The organism is Pseudomonas gingeri (genome assembly GCF_013385425.1).
GTDB classification, from domain to species: Bacteria; Pseudomonadota; Gammaproteobacteria; order Pseudomonadales; family Pseudomonadaceae; genus Aquipseudomonas; species Aquipseudomonas gingeri_D.
Window position 1 is genome coordinate 283,219 of sequence record NZ_JACAQA010000002.1, and the last position, 15,473, is coordinate 298,691.

The 15,473-nt window shown below is 63.2% G+C and carries 16 protein-coding genes; 1 reads left to right on the forward strand and 15 read right to left on the reverse strand.

Annotated features, from left to right (window positions below; genetic code table 11):
• Positions 1-214 precede the first annotated feature (214 nt).
• Genes phnP through phnC form a run of 13 tightly spaced genes read right to left on the reverse strand, consistent with a single transcriptional unit; the run spans position 215 to position 10,674 of the window.
• Positions 215-964: a phosphonate metabolism protein PhnP gene (gene phnP, locus HX830_RS01835; RefSeq protein ID WP_177098787.1), complete on the reverse strand. Its 750-nt coding sequence runs from the start codon at positions 962-964 to the stop codon at positions 215-217.
• Positions 955-1,524: a phosphonate metabolism protein/1,5-bisphosphokinase (PRPP-forming) PhnN gene (gene phnN / locus HX830_RS01840; protein WP_177098788.1), complete on the reverse strand. Its 570-nt coding sequence runs from the start codon at positions 1,522-1,524 to the stop codon at positions 955-957. Before phnN ends, phnP begins: the two co-directional genes overlap by 10 nt.
• The gene (locus HX830_RS01845; RefSeq protein ID WP_177098789.1) at positions 1,524-2,669 is read right to left on the reverse strand and encodes an alpha-D-ribose 1-methylphosphonate 5-triphosphate diphosphatase; all 1,146 of its coding nucleotides are present in this window, start codon (positions 2,667-2,669) and stop codon (positions 1,524-1,526) included. The genes phnN and HX830_RS01845 overlap by 1 nt, the downstream gene beginning before the upstream one ends.
• Positions 2,659-3,378 (reverse strand): phosphonate C-P lyase system protein PhnL, encoded by a 720-nt coding sequence (gene phnL / locus HX830_RS01850; protein WP_177098790.1) that lies wholly within the window; start codon positions 3,376-3,378, stop codon positions 2,659-2,661. Before phnL ends, HX830_RS01845 begins: the two co-directional genes overlap by 11 nt.
• Before the next feature lie 29 nt (positions 3,379-3,407).
• On the reverse strand, positions 3,408-4,220 hold the full coding sequence (phnK, locus tag HX830_RS01855) for a phosphonate C-P lyase system protein PhnK (RefSeq protein ID WP_177098791.1): 813 nt from the start codon (positions 4,218-4,220) through the stop codon (positions 3,408-3,410).
• On the reverse strand, positions 4,217-5,089 hold the full coding sequence (locus HX830_RS01860) for an alpha-D-ribose 1-methylphosphonate 5-phosphate C-P-lyase PhnJ (protein WP_177098792.1): 873 nt from the start codon (positions 5,087-5,089) through the stop codon (positions 4,217-4,219). Before HX830_RS01860 ends, phnK begins: the two co-directional genes overlap by 4 nt.
• Positions 5,082-6,158, reverse strand: a complete 1,077-nt coding sequence (locus HX830_RS01865) for a carbon-phosphorus lyase complex subunit PhnI (RefSeq protein ID WP_177098793.1) — start codon at positions 6,156-6,158, stop codon at positions 5,082-5,084. The genes HX830_RS01860 and HX830_RS01865 overlap by 8 nt, the downstream gene beginning before the upstream one ends.
• Entirely contained in the window at positions 6,158-6,757 is a 600-nt protein-coding gene (gene phnH, locus HX830_RS01870; RefSeq protein WP_177098794.1) for a phosphonate C-P lyase system protein PhnH, read from the reverse strand. The genes HX830_RS01865 and phnH overlap by 1 nt, the downstream gene beginning before the upstream one ends.
• On the reverse strand, positions 6,757-7,194 hold the full coding sequence (gene phnG, locus HX830_RS01875; RefSeq protein ID WP_177098795.1) for a phosphonate C-P lyase system protein PhnG: 438 nt from the start codon (positions 7,192-7,194) through the stop codon (positions 6,757-6,759). The genes phnH and phnG overlap by 1 nt, the downstream gene beginning before the upstream one ends.
• Before the next feature lie 14 nt (positions 7,195-7,208).
• Positions 7,209-7,913, reverse strand: coding sequence for a phosphonate metabolism transcriptional regulator PhnF (gene phnF, locus HX830_RS01880; RefSeq protein ID WP_177098796.1), 705 nt, complete (start codon positions 7,911-7,913; stop codon positions 7,209-7,211).
• 35 nt (positions 7,914-7,948) lie between these two features.
• Positions 7,949-8,731: a phosphonate ABC transporter, permease protein PhnE gene (gene phnE, locus HX830_RS01885; protein ID WP_177098797.1), complete on the reverse strand. Its 783-nt coding sequence runs from the start codon at positions 8,729-8,731 to the stop codon at positions 7,949-7,951.
• A 59-nt stretch (positions 8,732-8,790) separates the two neighbouring features.
• Complete coding sequence (gene phnD / locus HX830_RS01890; protein ID WP_177098798.1) at positions 8,791-9,795, reverse strand: phosphonate ABC transporter substrate-binding protein; 1,005 nt, start codon at positions 9,793-9,795, stop codon at positions 8,791-8,793.
• 45 nt (positions 9,796-9,840) lie between these two features.
• A complete protein-coding gene (phnC, locus tag HX830_RS01895; RefSeq protein WP_177098799.1) occupies positions 9,841-10,674 on the reverse strand; it encodes a phosphonate ABC transporter ATP-binding protein in 834 nt (277 codons plus the stop codon).
• A gap of 315 nt (positions 10,675-10,989) precedes the next feature.
• On the opposite strand from phnC, the gene idi reads away from it, so the two are divergent.
• Positions 10,990-11,589, forward strand: coding sequence for an isopentenyl-diphosphate Delta-isomerase (idi, locus tag HX830_RS01900; protein ID WP_177098800.1), 600 nt, complete (start codon positions 10,990-10,992; stop codon positions 11,587-11,589).
• Here the strand turns inward: idi and HX830_RS01905 are convergent.
• Both HX830_RS01905 and HX830_RS01910 read right to left on the reverse strand, forming a co-directional pair.
• Positions 11,563-13,812, reverse strand: a complete 2,250-nt coding sequence (locus HX830_RS01905) for an ATP-dependent DNA helicase (protein ID WP_177098801.1) — start codon at positions 13,810-13,812, stop codon at positions 11,563-11,565. The two genes, idi and HX830_RS01905, sit on opposite strands and share 27 nt — an antisense overlap.
• Complete coding sequence (locus tag HX830_RS01910) at positions 13,809-15,458, reverse strand: VRR-NUC domain-containing protein (RefSeq protein ID WP_177098802.1); 1,650 nt, start codon at positions 15,456-15,458, stop codon at positions 13,809-13,811. The genes HX830_RS01905 and HX830_RS01910 overlap by 4 nt, the downstream gene beginning before the upstream one ends.
• Positions 15,459-15,473 lie beyond the last annotated feature (15 nt).

Genomic DNA, 15,473 nt, shown 5'->3' on the forward strand with positions numbered 1-15,473 from the left:
CAGGACGCCCCCTCAAGGACCCTCCCACCTGGCCAAGTCATTGGATTTCCAAAGGTTATGCATCAAATTGATATCAGGCTGTAACTATTTCATCACAAACGGCCGCCATAATCGGGCACAGCCAAAGGATCTGGCCCCATCCCAAGAAGCCCGCACATGCGGGCTTTTTGCTGTCTGGCGCGAAAGCGCTGGGCCTCCAAGCCCACAAACAAGGCTAAAGCACCCGCCCATCCCAACCAACCGTCACGTTACCCGGCAATTCTTGACGATGCTGCAGCAACCAGGCATCCAATGTATGCCCGACATGGGTCAACACGCCCTGCCCTGGCTTTAATTCTTCGATGCACTGCAATGCCAGCGTCAAATCATTGTGATTACGCGGTGCCTGGGGCTGCGGCGGCATCGAACAATCAAGCACCAGCACGTCGAGCGCTTCGCGTTGCAGCCAGGCCGTCGTCGCCGGCGGCAAGCCGACAGTGTCGGTGAGGTAGGCGATGCGCCGCCCCTGCCCTTCGAACAGATAACCCTGGGTCGGTTTTGAGTGTTGCAGTGGCAGCGCCGTAACACTGAGCAAACCGAAATGCCGGGTTTCGAATTCAGCGAAAGGCTGACCGAAATCGAGGATGCCAGGGTGTTTGTAGAGATCGGACAAACCCTCCGGATCCACCGGACCGTGCACAGGAATCATCAACCCATGACCCCAACGCAGATGCAGCAGCCCCTGGGCGTGATCCGCGTGGTAATGGGTCTGGAAAATGCCGTTGAAGCTTCTCGGTGGAAAGCGTTCGGTGAGGTCGGGCAAGCCGCTGTCGATCAGCCAGCGCTGGTCACCACACTCGATCAGCGCGCTACAGGGCAGACGCCGCAGGCTTGCATCACCGCGGGCCAACTCGCAAGCGACACATTCGCAACCGTAGACCGGCACTTGCCGGGCATCACCGGTGCCGAGCAGGGTCAAGCGCATAGAGTTTCTCCATTAAGGCACGCCAGCAAGCACTCGACTGTGCGCTCCAGCGCTCCAGAGTTGTCGATCAGGCACAACCCTGGCACGGCCTCGGCGATCAGGTCCTCACTGAAGCGGACATTACGCGCCAACCGTTGGTCAATTTCCGCCAGCGATTCACGTCCGCGTGCCAGCAAGCGTTGACGTAACACCGCCTGATCCACGCTCAGCAGCAACACCCACAACTGCGGATAGCGCAAACGCGTCTGCGCCAGATGGCCACGGGAACCATTGACCAGCACGTCCTCCCCCGCCGCCAGCCAATCATCGATATCCCGAGGAATGCCATAGGACAACCCATTGGCGTGCCAGCTCAGGGCAAACTCGCCCTGAGCCTCCAGCGCAGCGAACTGCTCCGGGCTCACGCCCTCGGCCGCCTCGCCCCCCGCCTGCGCCGAACGGGTGATCACCCGCCGCGCGATACGGCATCCCCGTTCGGCCAGGCGCACTCGCGCGGCATCCAGCAGGCTGTCCTTGCCCGAACCGGAAGGCCCGATGAGATAGATCAACCTGCCTGCCATCAAAACACCCTGTTCGCTTGTCGCCAGACCTGTTGCACAACCGGCAGCCCATCCCGGCACCTGGCCTGCACCAGATCAGCCCGCAGGCCGATGGCAATTTCGCCGCGATCGCTCAAACCGGCCGCGCGCGCCGGCGCCAGACTGATCATCTTGACCGCTTCGGGCAGATTGCAGTGATTGTCCAGCGCCGCCAGCGAGAACGCGGCTTGCAGCAGGCTCGCCGGGTAGTAGTCGCTGGACAGTATATCCAGCAATCCCTTGGCGGCCAGGTCGGCGGCGGCCACATTACCCGAATGGGACCCGCCACGGACCACGTTCGGCGCCCCCATCAACACGCTCATGCCCAGCCGCTGGCAGCCCCGGGCCGCTTCCAGGGTGGTGGGGAATTCGGCGATGGTCATGCCGTAGCGCGCCGACTCCTCGACATGGGCCACGGTCGCATCGTCATGGCTGGCCACCGACAGGCCACGGGCCAGGCAGTGTTCGACGATGGCGGCGCGATAACGATCGCTGTACTCCTTCGAGTTGGCCATTTGCAGGACGATAAAGGCATCCATCGTCTCGTCGTTCAAATGGTACTTGCCCATGTAGTACTCGCGGTACTTGGACTCCAGCACGAACTGACGCTGGCCCGGCGAGTGGTCCATCACCGACACCAGCTGCACCAGCGGGTTTTCCACCAGGTCGCGGAATACGCTCAGGGTGTCCGGGTGGCAGAGTTCACAACGCAGGTGCAGGCGGTGTTCGGCGCGGGTCAGCCCGGCGCCCTCGGCTGAAGCGATAGCCTCCAGCATCGCCGGCAGTTTCTGCATGCGATTGCCCTTGGGATTGACGTCGCCGATGGACACCGCGTCGAACACCGTGGTGATCCCGGCGGCGATGATCTGCGCATCATGGCTGAGCACCGCCGACGTCGACGGCCAGTCCACGCCGGGGCGCGGGGTCATGTGTTTTTCCAGGTTGTCGGTGTGCAACTCCACCAGGCCGGGCAACAGGAAATCACCGTTCAGGTCCTGGGCCTGGGGCAACTGGCTGCGGCCTTCGGCGATATCGACGATCACCCCGTCACGCAGCACCACGGAGCCCTCGATCACACGGTCGGCCAGGACCAGACGGGCATTGCTGAGGATCTGTTCAGCGGGCATGGGCGTATTCCTCTTCGGCAACGGCGGTTGGGGTCATGTCGAGATGACGGTCGGCCACCGCTTCACGGGCGGCATGGTCGTGGAAAATGCCGATCAGCGCGGTACCGCCGGCCTTGGCTTCGTTCATCAGTTCCAGCACCACCTGGCGATTGTTGTCGTCCAGGGACGCGGTGGGTTCATCCAGCAACATCAGCGGCCAGGCGACCATAAAGCCCCGGGCGATATTGACCCGCTGCTGCTCGCCACCGGAGAAAGTGCCCGGCGCCAACTGCCAGAGACGCTCGGGGATATTCAGGCGACCGAGCAAGAGTTCGGCACGGGAACGCGCCAGGGCCTTGGACCAGCCACGGGCCAGGGCCGGCTCCATCACCACGTCCAGACAGGCAACACGGGGGATCACCCGCAGGAACTGGCTGACATAGCCGAGGGTCTGCCGGCGGACCTGGAGAATGTCCCTCGGCGCGGCGCCCACCAGCTCCAGCCACTCACCGGCATGCCTCACCCGAATGCTGCCGCCCGCCGGCAGATAGTTACCGTACAAGGTGCGCAGCAAGGTACTTTTCCCGGCGCCGGACTGGCCATGCAGCACCAGGCATTCGCCGGCCCGCACACTGAAATCCACCCCGCGCAGCACATTCAGCACCACGCCATTGTGCTGGTGCAGGGTGAAGGTTTTCGAGAGGCCACGGACCTCGATCAAGTTAGTCATCGCACTGGATTCCACTTCACGAACAAGGCTCATGGCTGCAACACCGAAGACACCAGCAGTTGCGAGTAAGGGTGTTGCGGATCGTCGAGGATCTGGTCGGTCAGCCCGGTTTCCACCACATGTGAGCGGCGCATCACCATCAGGCGGTCGGCCAGCAGACGCGCCACCGCCAGGTCGTGGGTGACGATCACCACCGCCAGGTCCAGCTCCCGGACCAGGCCACGCAGCAGGTCGAGCAAGCGTGCTTGCACCGAGACGTCGAGGCCGCCAGTGGGTTCGTCCATGAAGACCAGGCGCGGGCTCGATACCAGGTTGCGGGCGATCTGCAGGCGTTGCTGCATGCCGCCGGAAAAGGTCCGGGGCAAATCGTCGATACGCTGCGGGTCGATTTCCACCTGGCTCAGCCAGTCGAGGCCAGCGCTACGCAGCTGCTGATAGTTGCGTACGCCCTGGGCCATCAGCCGCTCACCGATGTTGGCACCGGCCGAGACGCCCATGCGCAAACCATCCCGTGGGTTCTGTTCGACAAAGCCCCATTCGGTGCGCAACAAGGTCCGGCGCTCGGCCTCGCTGGCGCTGTACAGGTCCAGCCATTCACCGTCCTTGCCGCGATAACCGATGCTGCCGCGCTGGGGCGGCAGGCGCCCGCTCAACAACGAAAGCAAAGTGGATTTCCCCGAGCCGGACTCACCGACAATCCCCAGCACTTCACCGGGATACAGGTCGAAGCTGACACCCTGGCAGCCCTTTTCCAGGCCGTACAACAACGTCAGGTCACGCACTTGCAACAGCGGTTCGGCGGATAGGCTGACCGACTGCTCTTCCATCAGGGACAGGTTCATTGCTTGCTCTCCTGCTGCTCGACCCGTTGGGCGCAGTACCAGGTGTCGGAACAGACAAAACGCTGGGTGCCGGCGTCGTCGATGATCAGTTCGTCGAGGAAGGAGTCGTGGCTGCCGCAGATGGCGCAGCACTCTTCCCACTTCTGCACTTCGAAGGGATGGTCTTCAAAGTCCAGGCTGGTGACGCGGGTGAACGGCGGCACCGCGTACAAACGCTTTTCCCGTCCAGCACCAAACAGCATCAACGCCGGGCTCATATCGAGTTTCGGGTTATCGAATTTGGGAATCGGCGACGGGTCCATCACGTAGCGCTCGTCGACCATCACCGGGTAGGCGTAGCTGGTGGCGATATGGCCGAAGGTGGCGATGTCCTCGTACAACTTCACATGCATGACCCCGTAATCGTTGAGGGCGTGCATGGTCCGGGTCTCGGTTTCCGAAGGCTCGATAAAACGCAACGGCTCGGGAATCGGCACCTGGTAGACCATGATCTGATCGGCTTGCAACGGCGTTTCCGGGATGCGATGACGGGTCTGGATCAGCGTGGCGTCAGGGGTGCTTTCAGTGGTGGCAACACCCGCCGTGCGGGCAAAAAAGCGCCGGATGGAGACCGCGTTGGTGGTGTCGTCGGCGCCCTGGTCGATCACCTTGAGCACATCCTCGGCCCCCAGGATCGCCGCGGTCAGTTGCATGCCGCCGGTGCCCCAGCCATAGGGCAACGGCATCTCGCGACCACCAAAGGGCACCTGGTAACCGGGAATCGCCACGGCCTTGAGCAAGGCGCGGCGGATCATCCGTTTGGTCTGCTCGTCGAGGTAGGCGAAGTTGTACGCCGGGTCGCGCGCGGGCGCTTGGCTCAGGTCATTCATGGCGTTTCCCCTCGGCCGGTTGGCGCAGTTTGCGGATCAGTTCCAGTTCGGACTGGAAGTCCACGTAGTGAGGCAATTTGAGGTGCGAGACAAAGCCCGCCGCTTCGACGTTGTCGCAATGCATCAGCACGAACTCTTCCTGCTGCGCCGGCGACTGGATCTCTTCGTTGAACTCTTCAGCGCGCAGTGCACGATCCACCAGGGCCATGCCCATGGCCTTGCGCTCGGCATGCCCGAACGCCAGGCCGTAGCCGCGAGTGAACTGCGCCAGCTCCGTGGCCGAACCGACGAACTGGTTGACCATCTCGCACTCGGTCACTTCGATACTGCCCAGGCAGATGGGGAAACCCAATTCTTCCGGGTCGATCCACACCTCCACGTCACCGATCCGAATTTCCCCGGCGAACGGGTGGTTGCGGCCGTAACCACGCTGGGTCGAGTAACCCAGGGCCAGCAGGAAACCCTCATCGCCACGGGCCAGGGCCTGCAAGCGCTGGGCACGGCTGGCCGGAAACTCCAGGGGATCACGGGTGATGTCGGCGACGCTGTCGCTGTTGTCGGCCTCGTTCTTGATCAAGCCTTCCTTGGCCAGCAAACCCAGTACCCGTGGGCACGGTTCAAGACGAGCATCAGGCGTGACCCGGGGCCCCGGGTATTCGCCCTCGGCCAATAATGCAAAGTCCAGCAGGCGATGGGTGTAGTCGAAGGTCGGCCCCAGCAGTTGGCCGCCGGGCACATCCTTGAAGGTCGCGGACAAACGCCGACTGAGGAGCATCTGCGAGGTGTCGATCGGCAGGCTCGGACTGAAGCGCGGCAACGTGGTGCGGTAGGCCCGCAACAGGAAGATCGCTTCCACCAGGTCCCCCGCCGCCTGCTTGATCGCCAGTGCGGCCAGCTCTTCGTCGTACAGCGAGCCTTCGCTCATGACCCGGGCCACGGCCAGGGGCAGTTGCTGGCGGATCTGCTCGACACTCAGCTCGGTGATAGCGGTATCGCCCCGGCGCTTTTTCGCCAGCAGACGGTGGGCATTGTCGATGGCCTGTTCGCCACCCTTGACGGCTACGTACATCAGGCAAGCTCCTCTGCGATATGGGCGACCCGGGTGCTGCGGGGCAAGCCGATCAACTGCTCGCCGGCGGCAAACAGCACATCCAGACCTCGGGGAAAAACCTCACGGCGCTGGCGTTCCAGCCAGAAGCCTGGAGGCAACGGCAGACTGACCCGACGTGTGCTCTCGATGCCCGGGCCGCGCCAGTTCAACTCGCGGCCGGACTCCAGAGCGGGCAACTGGATCAGCAAGGTGCAGGACTGGTCCGGGTAACGATCATTGCCGTGGTCGAAACCGCCCAGGTCCAGCAGATCCGCTTCGCCGAGCAAGGCGAACGCGGCCTCCTCCCGGCGGCGGGTCAACGGACAGCCGCAGTGGAACGCCAGGTTGGCGCGGATCAACGGCGTATCGAAGGCCGGCGCCAGCCACAACGGCGTATCCACATCCAGCAGCGCCAGGCACAGCGCATAGGTGGCCGGCGCCAGGCCTTCCAGGCTTGGCGCGGTGGCCAGGGACTGGACCAGACCGGGCTCGGCCAGCGCCTTGAGGGCGGCGCGAAAGCCGCGCTGGGCATCCAGTACCGGGTCGACAAACGCCGGTTGCAACAACTGTGGATTCATCAGTTTTCTCCTCGAACCAGGGTGAAGAACTCCACCTTGGTGGCAGCGGTGTCCGCCTCTTTTTCCGCGCGGCGGGCGGCCTGGGCATCAGCCAGGGGGGTGATCAAGTCGCTGAGCCACTGGCTCCCTTGCGCACCCTGCAAATGCGCGTCGGCCAAGGCCGCCAGCTCGGCGTGCGCCTTGTCGCGACCGGCCAGATAGCTGTAACCGGTACGGCCATCCGCCAGGCGCACCACGCAACGGGTCACACTCATTTCGCCGACGTTGAACGGCGCACCGTTGCCGCCCATACGGCCACGGACCAGGGTCATGCCGATCTCCGGGGCTCGGATCAACTGGTAATCAACGTCGCGCAAGGCGGCTTCATGGGGGAGCAATTCACTGCGTCGGGCACGGGCAAGCACACCGATCCAGTGCTGACGTTGGGATGGGTTCATCAACGGGTTCTCCATCAGGTGACGACCTGGTACTGAAAGCGATCCGAACGACTGGTGGACTGGGCCAGCTCCACCGGGCGGCCGTCGCGATCGCGGGAAAGGGTAAACACGGTCAGGGCCGGCAAATGCCGGGGCATCATCAACAGCGCGGCTTCGTCGCGGTTGGGCAGACGGGCACCGATCAAGCTCTGGGTCCGCGTCAAAGGCAGGTCCCGCTCACGCAGGTACTGGCGCAGGGAACCGCCGTTGTAGTCCGCCAGCAGCGGCGCATGGCTGGCGCAGTAGCGATGGCGGATCAGGCTGACGGGCTGGTGGTCGAGTTTGCGCAGGGTCTGCAATTCGATCATCGGCGCCATCTCGGCAATGCCCAGTTGTTGCGCTTCGTCGCGACTGGCGTAGCAGTAGCGGCGTTTGAGCAGTATCGCCTCCACCCCGACACCCTGGGCCGACAATGACTGGCTGTAAGAGGTCTCGGCGCCCATCGGGTAGATCAGCGGTCGCTCCAACACCTGGGTGCCCTTGCCCTGCAAGCGCAGCAGGCTGCCTTCGAACACCAGCTCATCGATGGCCCGGCGCAGGGTGTGGCGGTTGACACCGAAGCGTTCGGCCAATTGCACTTCGCCCGGCAGGAAGTCGCCGGCCTGATAACTGCTCAGTTCGCGGCGCAGGATATCGGCCAGTTCGCGGTACACCGGCTCATCTTGTCTAGACAACTGCATCGTTAAAAAAAGCGCCCAGGGGCACCCCTCCGAAATCAGATGAACTGCTTGCGCAGGCGTTGGGAAAAGACATCGATCAGGCTGACGACGACGATGATCACCAGCAGCACCGCGCAGGTCTGGACGAACATGAAGGCACGGATGTTTTCCCAGAGGATCACTCCGATCCCGCCCGCCCCGACCATCCCCACCACCGTCGCCGAGCGCACGTTGGCTTCGAAACGGTAAAGCGCGTAGGAGACCCACAGCGGCATCACTTGCGGGATCACGCCGTAGATCACTTCCTGCAAGGCGCTGGCACCGGTGGCGCGAACGCCCTCCACCGGGCCCGGATCGATGGCTTCGACCGCTTCGGCGAACAGCTTGGCGAGTACGCCGGTGGTGCTGATCCACAGGGCCAGGACCCCGGCAAACGGACCCAGGCCGACCGCCACCACGAACAACATGGCGAAGACCATTTCGTTGATCGACCGGAACGCATCCATCACCCGGCGCAGGGGCTGGTGGACCCACCACGGTGTGATGTTGTCGGCGCAGAGAATCCCCAGCGGCACCGAACAGACAATCGCCAGCACCGTGCCCCAGAGGGCGATCTGCACGGTGACGATCATCTCCTTGAGGTAGGAGCGCCAGTCATGGAAATCCGGCGGGAAAAAGTCGGCGGCGAAGGTCGCCATGTTTCCCGAATCGCGGTACAGCGCCAGCGGGTTCATCTCGGCGCCGCGCCAGGCCCAGGCCAGCAGGACCAGGAACAGGCCCCAACCGACGTATTGCGGCCAGGTGTGCTTGCCGACAGCTTCAGCGTGCAGCGTGGTCATGATCGACTCTCATCAAGGCAGCTCAGAAAAGGCGCGGCGTGCTAGCGCCGCGCCGAGGATCAACCGGCGTTGGCCGCGGTCTTCTTGTCCAGCTCGGTGAGGCGCTGTTGCAACTTGGCCAGGTCGGCGTCGATAGCCGCCAGTTTCCTGGCCTTGTCGGCCGCCTCCAGGTGGTCGTCGGCGCTGACGATGGTGCGTTGCTTGAACAGTTCCAGTTGGCGGATCGGCAGCAATTGGTCATCGCTGGACACAAGGAACTTGCCCAGTTGCATGCCCTTGAGCACCGCCTTCTCTTCATCGGTGTTGCCGTAGCCGAGGATAAAATCGCGAATCCTGGCCTTCTCGCTGTCACCCAGGTTCTTGCTCCAGACCATCGGGTCGGCGGGAATCAGCGGCGACTTCCAGATCACCTTGAGCATGGCGGCCTTGTCCGGTTGGGTGACTTCCAGGCGTTCCCAGCTTTCGGTGTTGAAGGTGGCGACATCCAACTGCCCCTTGGCCACGCTCAAGGCGTTGACCTCATGGCTGGAGTTGAGCGTGCGCTTGAAGGCGGTGGCCGCGTCGACATGGTTCTTGGCGAACACGTAGTAGCCCGGCACCAGGTAGCCCGAGGTGGAGTTCGGATCACCGTTGCCGAAGGTCAGGTTCTTGGCGTTCTTGAGCATGTCCTCCACGGAATTGATCGGGCTGTTCTTGTTCACGATCAGCACGCTCCAGTAACCGGCCGCGCCGTTGGCGGCGGAGGTCTGGGCGAAGATTTCACCGTTGGAACGGTCCACCGCTTCCATGGCCGCCTTGTTGCCCAGCCAGGCCACGTCGACCTTGTTGAAGCGCATGCCCTGGATCAGGCCGGCATAGTCGGAGGCAAAGGTGGCGTTGATGGTCAGGCCGGTTTTCTTGTGCATGTCATCCAGGAACGGCTGCCAGATGCTCCGCAAGTTCTGCGAAGACTCGGTGGACATGATGCCGAAGCTGATGATCTTGTCGGCGGCCTGGGCGTGACCCATGACACCGGCGGCCAACAAGACGGCGGACAGACACACATGACGGATACGGTTCAACATTGAAGGATTCCTGTGGGTGGAATACTGCCGGGGGAACAAGGGTATTCAGAGGCTCGCCAACACCAGTCGGGGCGTGACTTCGGGGCGGCGGCTCTGGTCGGAAAACATCAGGCTGGTGTCGAGGTCGGCACCGTACAAATCGTTGAGGAACTGGCTGCTGAGATCACTGCCGCGCCCGTCGTAATGAATCCGCCCGCCTTTCAGCGCCACCGCACGGGGGCAATAACGCATGGCGTAATCGACTTGATGCAGGGTGACGACTACGGTCTTGCCGTCGCGGCGGTTGATATCGGCGAGGATTTCCATGACCTTGCGCGCCGACTCCGGATCGAGGGAGGCGATGGGTTCGTCGGCCAGAATCACCTCGGCGCGCTGGGTCAGGGCCCGGGCAATCGCTACACGCTGCTGCTGGCCACCGGACAAGGTCGAGGCGCGCTGCGCCGCGAGATCGGCAAGACCGACACGGGCCAGGGACTCCATGGCGAATTGCTTTTCCTCGGCATTGAACAGGCCGAGGCTACCGCGCCAGCGTGGCATCCGGCCCAGACAACCGAGCAGCACGTTGTCGAGCACGCTGAGGCGATTGACCAGGTTGAACTGCTGGAAGATATAACCGATGTCGGCGCGCAAACGCCGTACCTTGCCGTTCAAACGCCCGGACACCTGCACATCCCGCCCGAGCACCTTGACGCTGCCACCGTTGCTTTTGTCGCAACAGGCCAGGCCCGTGAGGTGACGCAACAAGGTCGACTTGCCGGAGCCGGAAGCGCCAATCAGCGCGACCATTTCACCGACCGCGATGGTGAGGTCGAGATCGACCAAGGCGCTCTTTCGCGCAAAGGTCTTGTTCAGATGTTCGACACAGATCGCTGGATGCATGGGCCGCTCTGTCTGGTTGAGCAGCCATCCCTGGCCACGTTTGAGTTCAAACGACTCTAGGCAGGCGGGGTGTCAGGTAGATGACCTGAACAAAACGTGGGAATAAACGTTTGATGAAGGTTTGATGAAAGGTTGAGCGGGGACGCCCGAAGGGCACACGCCAGCTTTAGACGAACGGCCAAGCCGAATGCCCGCAGCTCCTTGCACTTGGGCAAACGCGACCTATTGTCTCCCAATATCACTCAAGAAAACCTGAGCCCCCTATTCTGGTCGGCAGTACCGTCCAGTGACAACGACACCTCGGAGTCCGAGTCGATGGAAGAAACCCTCATTCTGGTGGATGAGGATGATTGCGAAACCGGCAGTGCGCACAAACTGTTCATCCATCAACAGGGCCTGCGCCATCGGGCTTTCTCGATCTTCATTTTCGACGAGCAAGGCCGCTTGCTGCTGCAGCAGCGCGCCCTCGGCAAATACCATTCGCAAGGCCTATGGACGAATAGTTGCTGCGGCCATCCACGCCTGGGTGAACAGACCCTCGCCGCCGCGCAACGGCGTTTACTCGAAGAAATGGGCTTGACCTGCCCCCTGAAGAACGTTGCCTCCCTGCTCTATCGGGAGCAGGTTTCGAACGACCTGATCGAGCATGAATTCGATCACCTGTTCGTCGGTACCAGCGACACCCCACCCGTCGCCAATCCCGATGAAGCCCTGGCCTGGGCCTGGTTGCCGCTGTCCGACATCCAGCGGCGCATTGCCGCCGAGCCGGAAAAGTACACGGTCTGGTTTCAAAAGATCTTCGACACCTACACCCTCGCGGGTCTGCGCGCCTGGCAAAAAATCGCTCTCGCGGCATCCTCGACCGGCCACGCCAGGGCCACGCAGTTGTCAGGCCAGCCACCAACGCGGCAATAGCTGCCGGACCTTGGCTTCGGCAAAACGATCGTCGATCAGCATCACCACGCCGCGATCCTGCTCGCTGCGAATCACCCGCCCCGCCGCCTGCACGACTTTCTGCACGCCCGGGTACAGGTAGGTGTAGTCGTACCCCGCGCCGAACAGCACGGCCATACGCTGCTTGATCTGCTCATTGACCGGGTTCAATTGCGGCAACCCAAGGGTCGCGATAAACGCGCCGATCAGTCGCTGACCAGGCAGGTCGATGCCCTCGCCAAAGGCCCCGCCGAGGACCGCGAAGCCAATGCCCTGGCTGTGCTCGGTGAACTGCCCGAGAAAGGCCTGGCGCTGGCTTTCCTCCATGCGTCGCGATTGCAGCCATAGCGGGATCTGTGGATGAGTCTCGGCCAACAGCCGCGCCACCTGCTGCAGATAGTCGAAGCTGCTGAAGAACGCCAGGTAGTTGCCGGGACGCCCGGTGAACTGTTCGGCCAGCAACTCGACAATAGGCGCCAACGAGGCCTGGCGATGGACGTAGCGGGTGGAAATCTGGCTGATGATCCGCAGGTCCAGCTGCTCGCGCTTGAAGGGCGACTCGACATCGATCCACGCGGTGTCCGCCGGCAGGCCCAGCAGGTCGGTGTAGTAGCGCCGGGGACTCAGGGTCGCGGAAAACAGCACGCTGCTGCGGGACGCCGTCAGTCGTGGACGGAGGAAGCCGGCCGGCACCACATTGCGCAGGCACAATTGCGAACTGCGGCGCTGGCCGTTCTCGCGCAGGCTGATGTCGAACAGGTAATGCTCGTCGAACAGCTCCCCTACCCGTGAGAACTGCAGCAGCTCGAAATAGAAGCCCTGGAGTTCGCCATCGACACCTTGCGGGTGTTCATTGAGGTAGTCGCCGATGGCCGACACGCACAAGCCAATGGCGTTCAGCAGCTTGGCGGGCGCCTGCCCATAAGCCTGATAGGGGCCGGCCTGCTCCTTGTGCAAGGCATTCCACTCACGGTTCAAACGCTGGAACGACTTTTTCAAAGCCTCGGGGATGTTGCGTCGGACGCTGCTCAGCACCTGCTGGTCGAGGCTGGCGCTGTACATCTGCCGTCCGCGCTCCACCAGGTTGTGGGCTTCATCCACCAGCGTCGCCACCCGCCACTGGTTGGCCTGGGCCAGGCCGAACAGCAGCGCGCTGAAGTCGAAGTAGTAGTTGTAGTCGGCGACCACCCAATCGCTCCAGCGGGCCATTTCCTGGCTCAGGTAATAGGGGCAGATATCATGGGCCAGGGCGACGCTTCGCAGCGCCTGCTGGTTGAGCAAGGGCACGCCGACCGCGGCCTGTCTCGCTGCGGGCAGCCGGTCGTAAAAGCCTCGGGCCAAGGGGCAGGACTCGCCGTGACAGGCCTTGTCCAGGTGTTCGCAGGCCTTGTCCCGGGCCACCAACTCCAGCACCCGCAGCGGCAACTCGGGTGAGCGCCCATAGAGGACCTGCGCCGCATCCAGGGCCAACTGACGACCCGGGGTCTTGGCCGTCAGGAAAAACACCTTGTCCAGTTGCTGCGGCGCCAGGGCCTTGAGCATCGGGAACAGCGTGCCGAGGGTCTTGCCGATCCCGGTCGGCGCCTGGGCCATCAGGCAGCGACCGGTGCTGACGGCCTTGTACACCGTCTCGGCCAGGGTTCGTTGGCCGGGGCGAAAAGCGTCGTGGGGAAAGGCCAGGTCCCGGGCTGCCTGGTCGCGGGCCTGGCGATGGCCGGCCTCCTGCTCGGCCCAATGCAGGAAACGTTCGCACTGCTGCACGAAGAACGCCTCAAGCTGCGCGGCGCTCCAGGTTTCCCGCAGCACGGTTTCCTTTTCGCTGACGATATCGAAGTAGACCAATGCCAGGTTCATTTCCGGCAGTTGCAACTGCTGGCAGAGCAGCCAGGCGTAGATCCGAGCCTGGGCCCAGTGCAGTTGGCGATGATTGGCCGGCTGGGCGGCAAGGTCGCCGCGATAGGTCTTGATTTCCTCCAGCAGGTTTTGCCCCGGGTCATAGCCATCCGCCCGGCCCTGGACCTTGAGGTGACGGTAATGCCCTTCCACCGCCAGTTCCGCCTGGTAACCCTCGGCCCGCCGCGAAGCCACGGTGCGATGGCCGAGCATGCCCTCCTGGGCCGTCGGCGACGGCGTGAAGCGCAGGTCCAGGTCGCCGACCTTGGCGGTGAACTCGCACAAGGCGCGCACGGCAACGCGGTAGGTCAAGGTTCCTCCACTGTCCATTGCACATAGCAGACGGCAATCGGCATCTGGTGCTGGCGGCAGAACTCCAGCCAACGCAGCTGGTTGTCCTGCAAGCGGTCACCCGGGCCTTTGACTTCGATCATCCGGTAGCGCTTATCCGCCGGCCAGAACTGGATCAGGTCGGGCATGCCGGCGCGGTTGGCGCGGATATCCAGCAGCAGGCGCTCGAACCAGTGTTGCAGATGTTCGGCGGGCAGGCAGTCGAGGGCCTGCTCCAACAACTCCGGGGTGAGGATATTCCAGAACACAAAGGGTGATTGCAGGCCCCATTTGGCGTTGAAGGTAGCGCGGATGCTGTCCCGGTAGCGACCGTCCTCCAGTTGTCCCAGGCACTCGGCGAACAGCTCGGCACGACGGGCGTGGAAGTCTTCGTCATGGAGGTCCGCCGGACCGCTCTGGAACGGGTGGAAAAAAGCCCCCGGCAGCGGCGCGAAGATCGCCGGCCAGCACAACAGGCCGAACAGCGAATTGACCAGGGTGTTTTCCACATAGTGCACCGGGGCCTGCGGTTCGTGCAGGTACCGGGCGACGCCTTCCTCGACGGACAGGGCCGGGTCATTGACCAGTACCAGGTCCAGCCGGGTAATCGCCACCGGCGCTATCGGGGCAATCGCCGGCAGGCCGAGCTTGCGCCGCAGCCGTGGCAGGATACGCAGCAGATGCTGTTGCTCTTCGGCGCTGCGGGGCGCGTCCTGTGCCTGCGACGCCAGGTCCATGGCCGACTGGAACTCGCCCAGGCGTTCGAGCACGCGGATCCGCCGCAAACGTGCCGGCGGGTGGCTGCAGCCGCTATAGATCGCCAGTGCGCCGGGCCAGTCCTGCAAGCGCTCGCTCTGCTGCCCGAGCTGGAACAGCAGTTTGCCCCGACGCCGTTCCAGCCAGGGGTTGTCGGTGTCCAACCGGTTGACGTGCTGGTGTATCAGGCCTGGCTCCTCGCCGGCCTCCAGGGCCTCGCGGGCTGCATGCAGATGCAGATAGCCATCGAGGTCGGCGCGGCTGCGCAGGCCGCGGGACGACGCTTGGAGTTCGACCTTTTCATAGGTAAAGATGCCCAGGTCCGCCAATACGAATTCGGACCAGTCCTGGTACAGGTTGCCAAAAAACATCAGCCGCAGGCGGTCGCACAGGGGCATCACCTGCAGGCTGTAAAGCGGTTCGGGAATGCTCGGGCACCATCGGGCAAACGACCGGTTCTCGTCGAAGCGCAGGGCCAGTTGCCCATAAAGCTCCGGTTTGTTGGCCCTGGGCTGGGTGATATCGGCCTTGAAACTGCTCAGCACCTCGGCCTTTTGCAGGACCGCGAACAACTGCGCCAGGCTCAGCGGCGCGTCATCACGTACCCAGCCCAGGACCAGCAACGGCCGCGCCGCCTGCTCGGGGTCGCCGATTTCGGCATAGTTCAGCTTGCCGGCGCGAAAGTGCTCGCCCTTGCGCATCACCATTCTTACCAGCAAGGCCCGGGAGGCCTTGGGCAAGCCGGCAAAATCGCGGATAAAGGCCTGCTCCCGAGCGTCCAACAGGTCGGCATAACGCGCGGCCAGCCAGTCGAGCACTTGCTGGAAGTTGTTCAGGTAGTAGAACGGATCGTCGAGGGGCTGGGTTGTCACAGGCGGGAAGGACCA

Bases quoted from the DNA above. Each gene is read 5' to 3' on its own strand.
- phnP (WP_177098787.1), bottom strand. From the start codon at position 964: ATGCGCTTGACCCTGCTCGGCACCGGTGATGCCCGGCAAGTGCCGGTC.
- phnN (WP_177098788.1), bottom strand. From the start codon at position 1,524: ATGGCAGGCAGGTTGATCTATCTCATCGGGCCTTCCGGTTCGGGCAAG.
- HX830_RS01845 (WP_177098789.1), bottom strand. From the start codon at position 2,669: ATGCCCGCTGAACAGATCCTCAGCAATGCCCGTCTGGTCCTGGCCGAC.
- phnL (WP_177098790.1), bottom strand. From the start codon at position 3,378: ATGACTAACTTGATCGAGGTCCGTGGCCTCTCGAAAACCTTCACCCTG.
- phnK (WP_177098791.1), bottom strand. From the start codon at position 4,220: ATGAACCTGTCCCTGATGGAAGAGCAGTCGGTCAGCCTATCCGCCGAA.
- HX830_RS01860 (WP_177098792.1), bottom strand. From the start codon at position 5,089: ATGAATGACCTGAGCCAAGCGCCCGCGCGCGACCCGGCGTACAACTTC.
- HX830_RS01865 (WP_177098793.1), bottom strand. From the start codon at position 6,158: ATGTACGTAGCCGTCAAGGGTGGCGAACAGGCCATCGACAATGCCCAC.
- phnH (WP_177098794.1), bottom strand. From the start codon at position 6,757: ATGAATCCACAGTTGTTGCAACCGGCGTTTGTCGACCCGGTACTGGAT.
- phnG (WP_177098795.1), bottom strand. From the start codon at position 7,194: ATGAACCCATCCCAACGTCAGCACTGGATCGGTGTGCTTGCCCGTGCC.
- phnF (WP_177098796.1), bottom strand. From the start codon at position 7,913: ATGCAGTTGTCTAGACAAGATGAGCCGGTGTACCGCGAACTGGCCGAT.
- phnE (WP_177098797.1), bottom strand. From the start codon at position 8,731: ATGACCACGCTGCACGCTGAAGCTGTCGGCAAGCACACCTGGCCGCAA.
- phnD (WP_177098798.1), bottom strand. From the start codon at position 9,795: ATGTTGAACCGTATCCGTCATGTGTGTCTGTCCGCCGTCTTGTTGGCC.
- phnC (WP_177098799.1), bottom strand. From the start codon at position 10,674: ATGCATCCAGCGATCTGTGTCGAACATCTGAACAAGACCTTTGCGCGA.
- idi (WP_177098800.1), top strand. From the start codon at position 10,990: ATGGAAGAAACCCTCATTCTGGTGGATGAGGATGATTGCGAAACCGGC.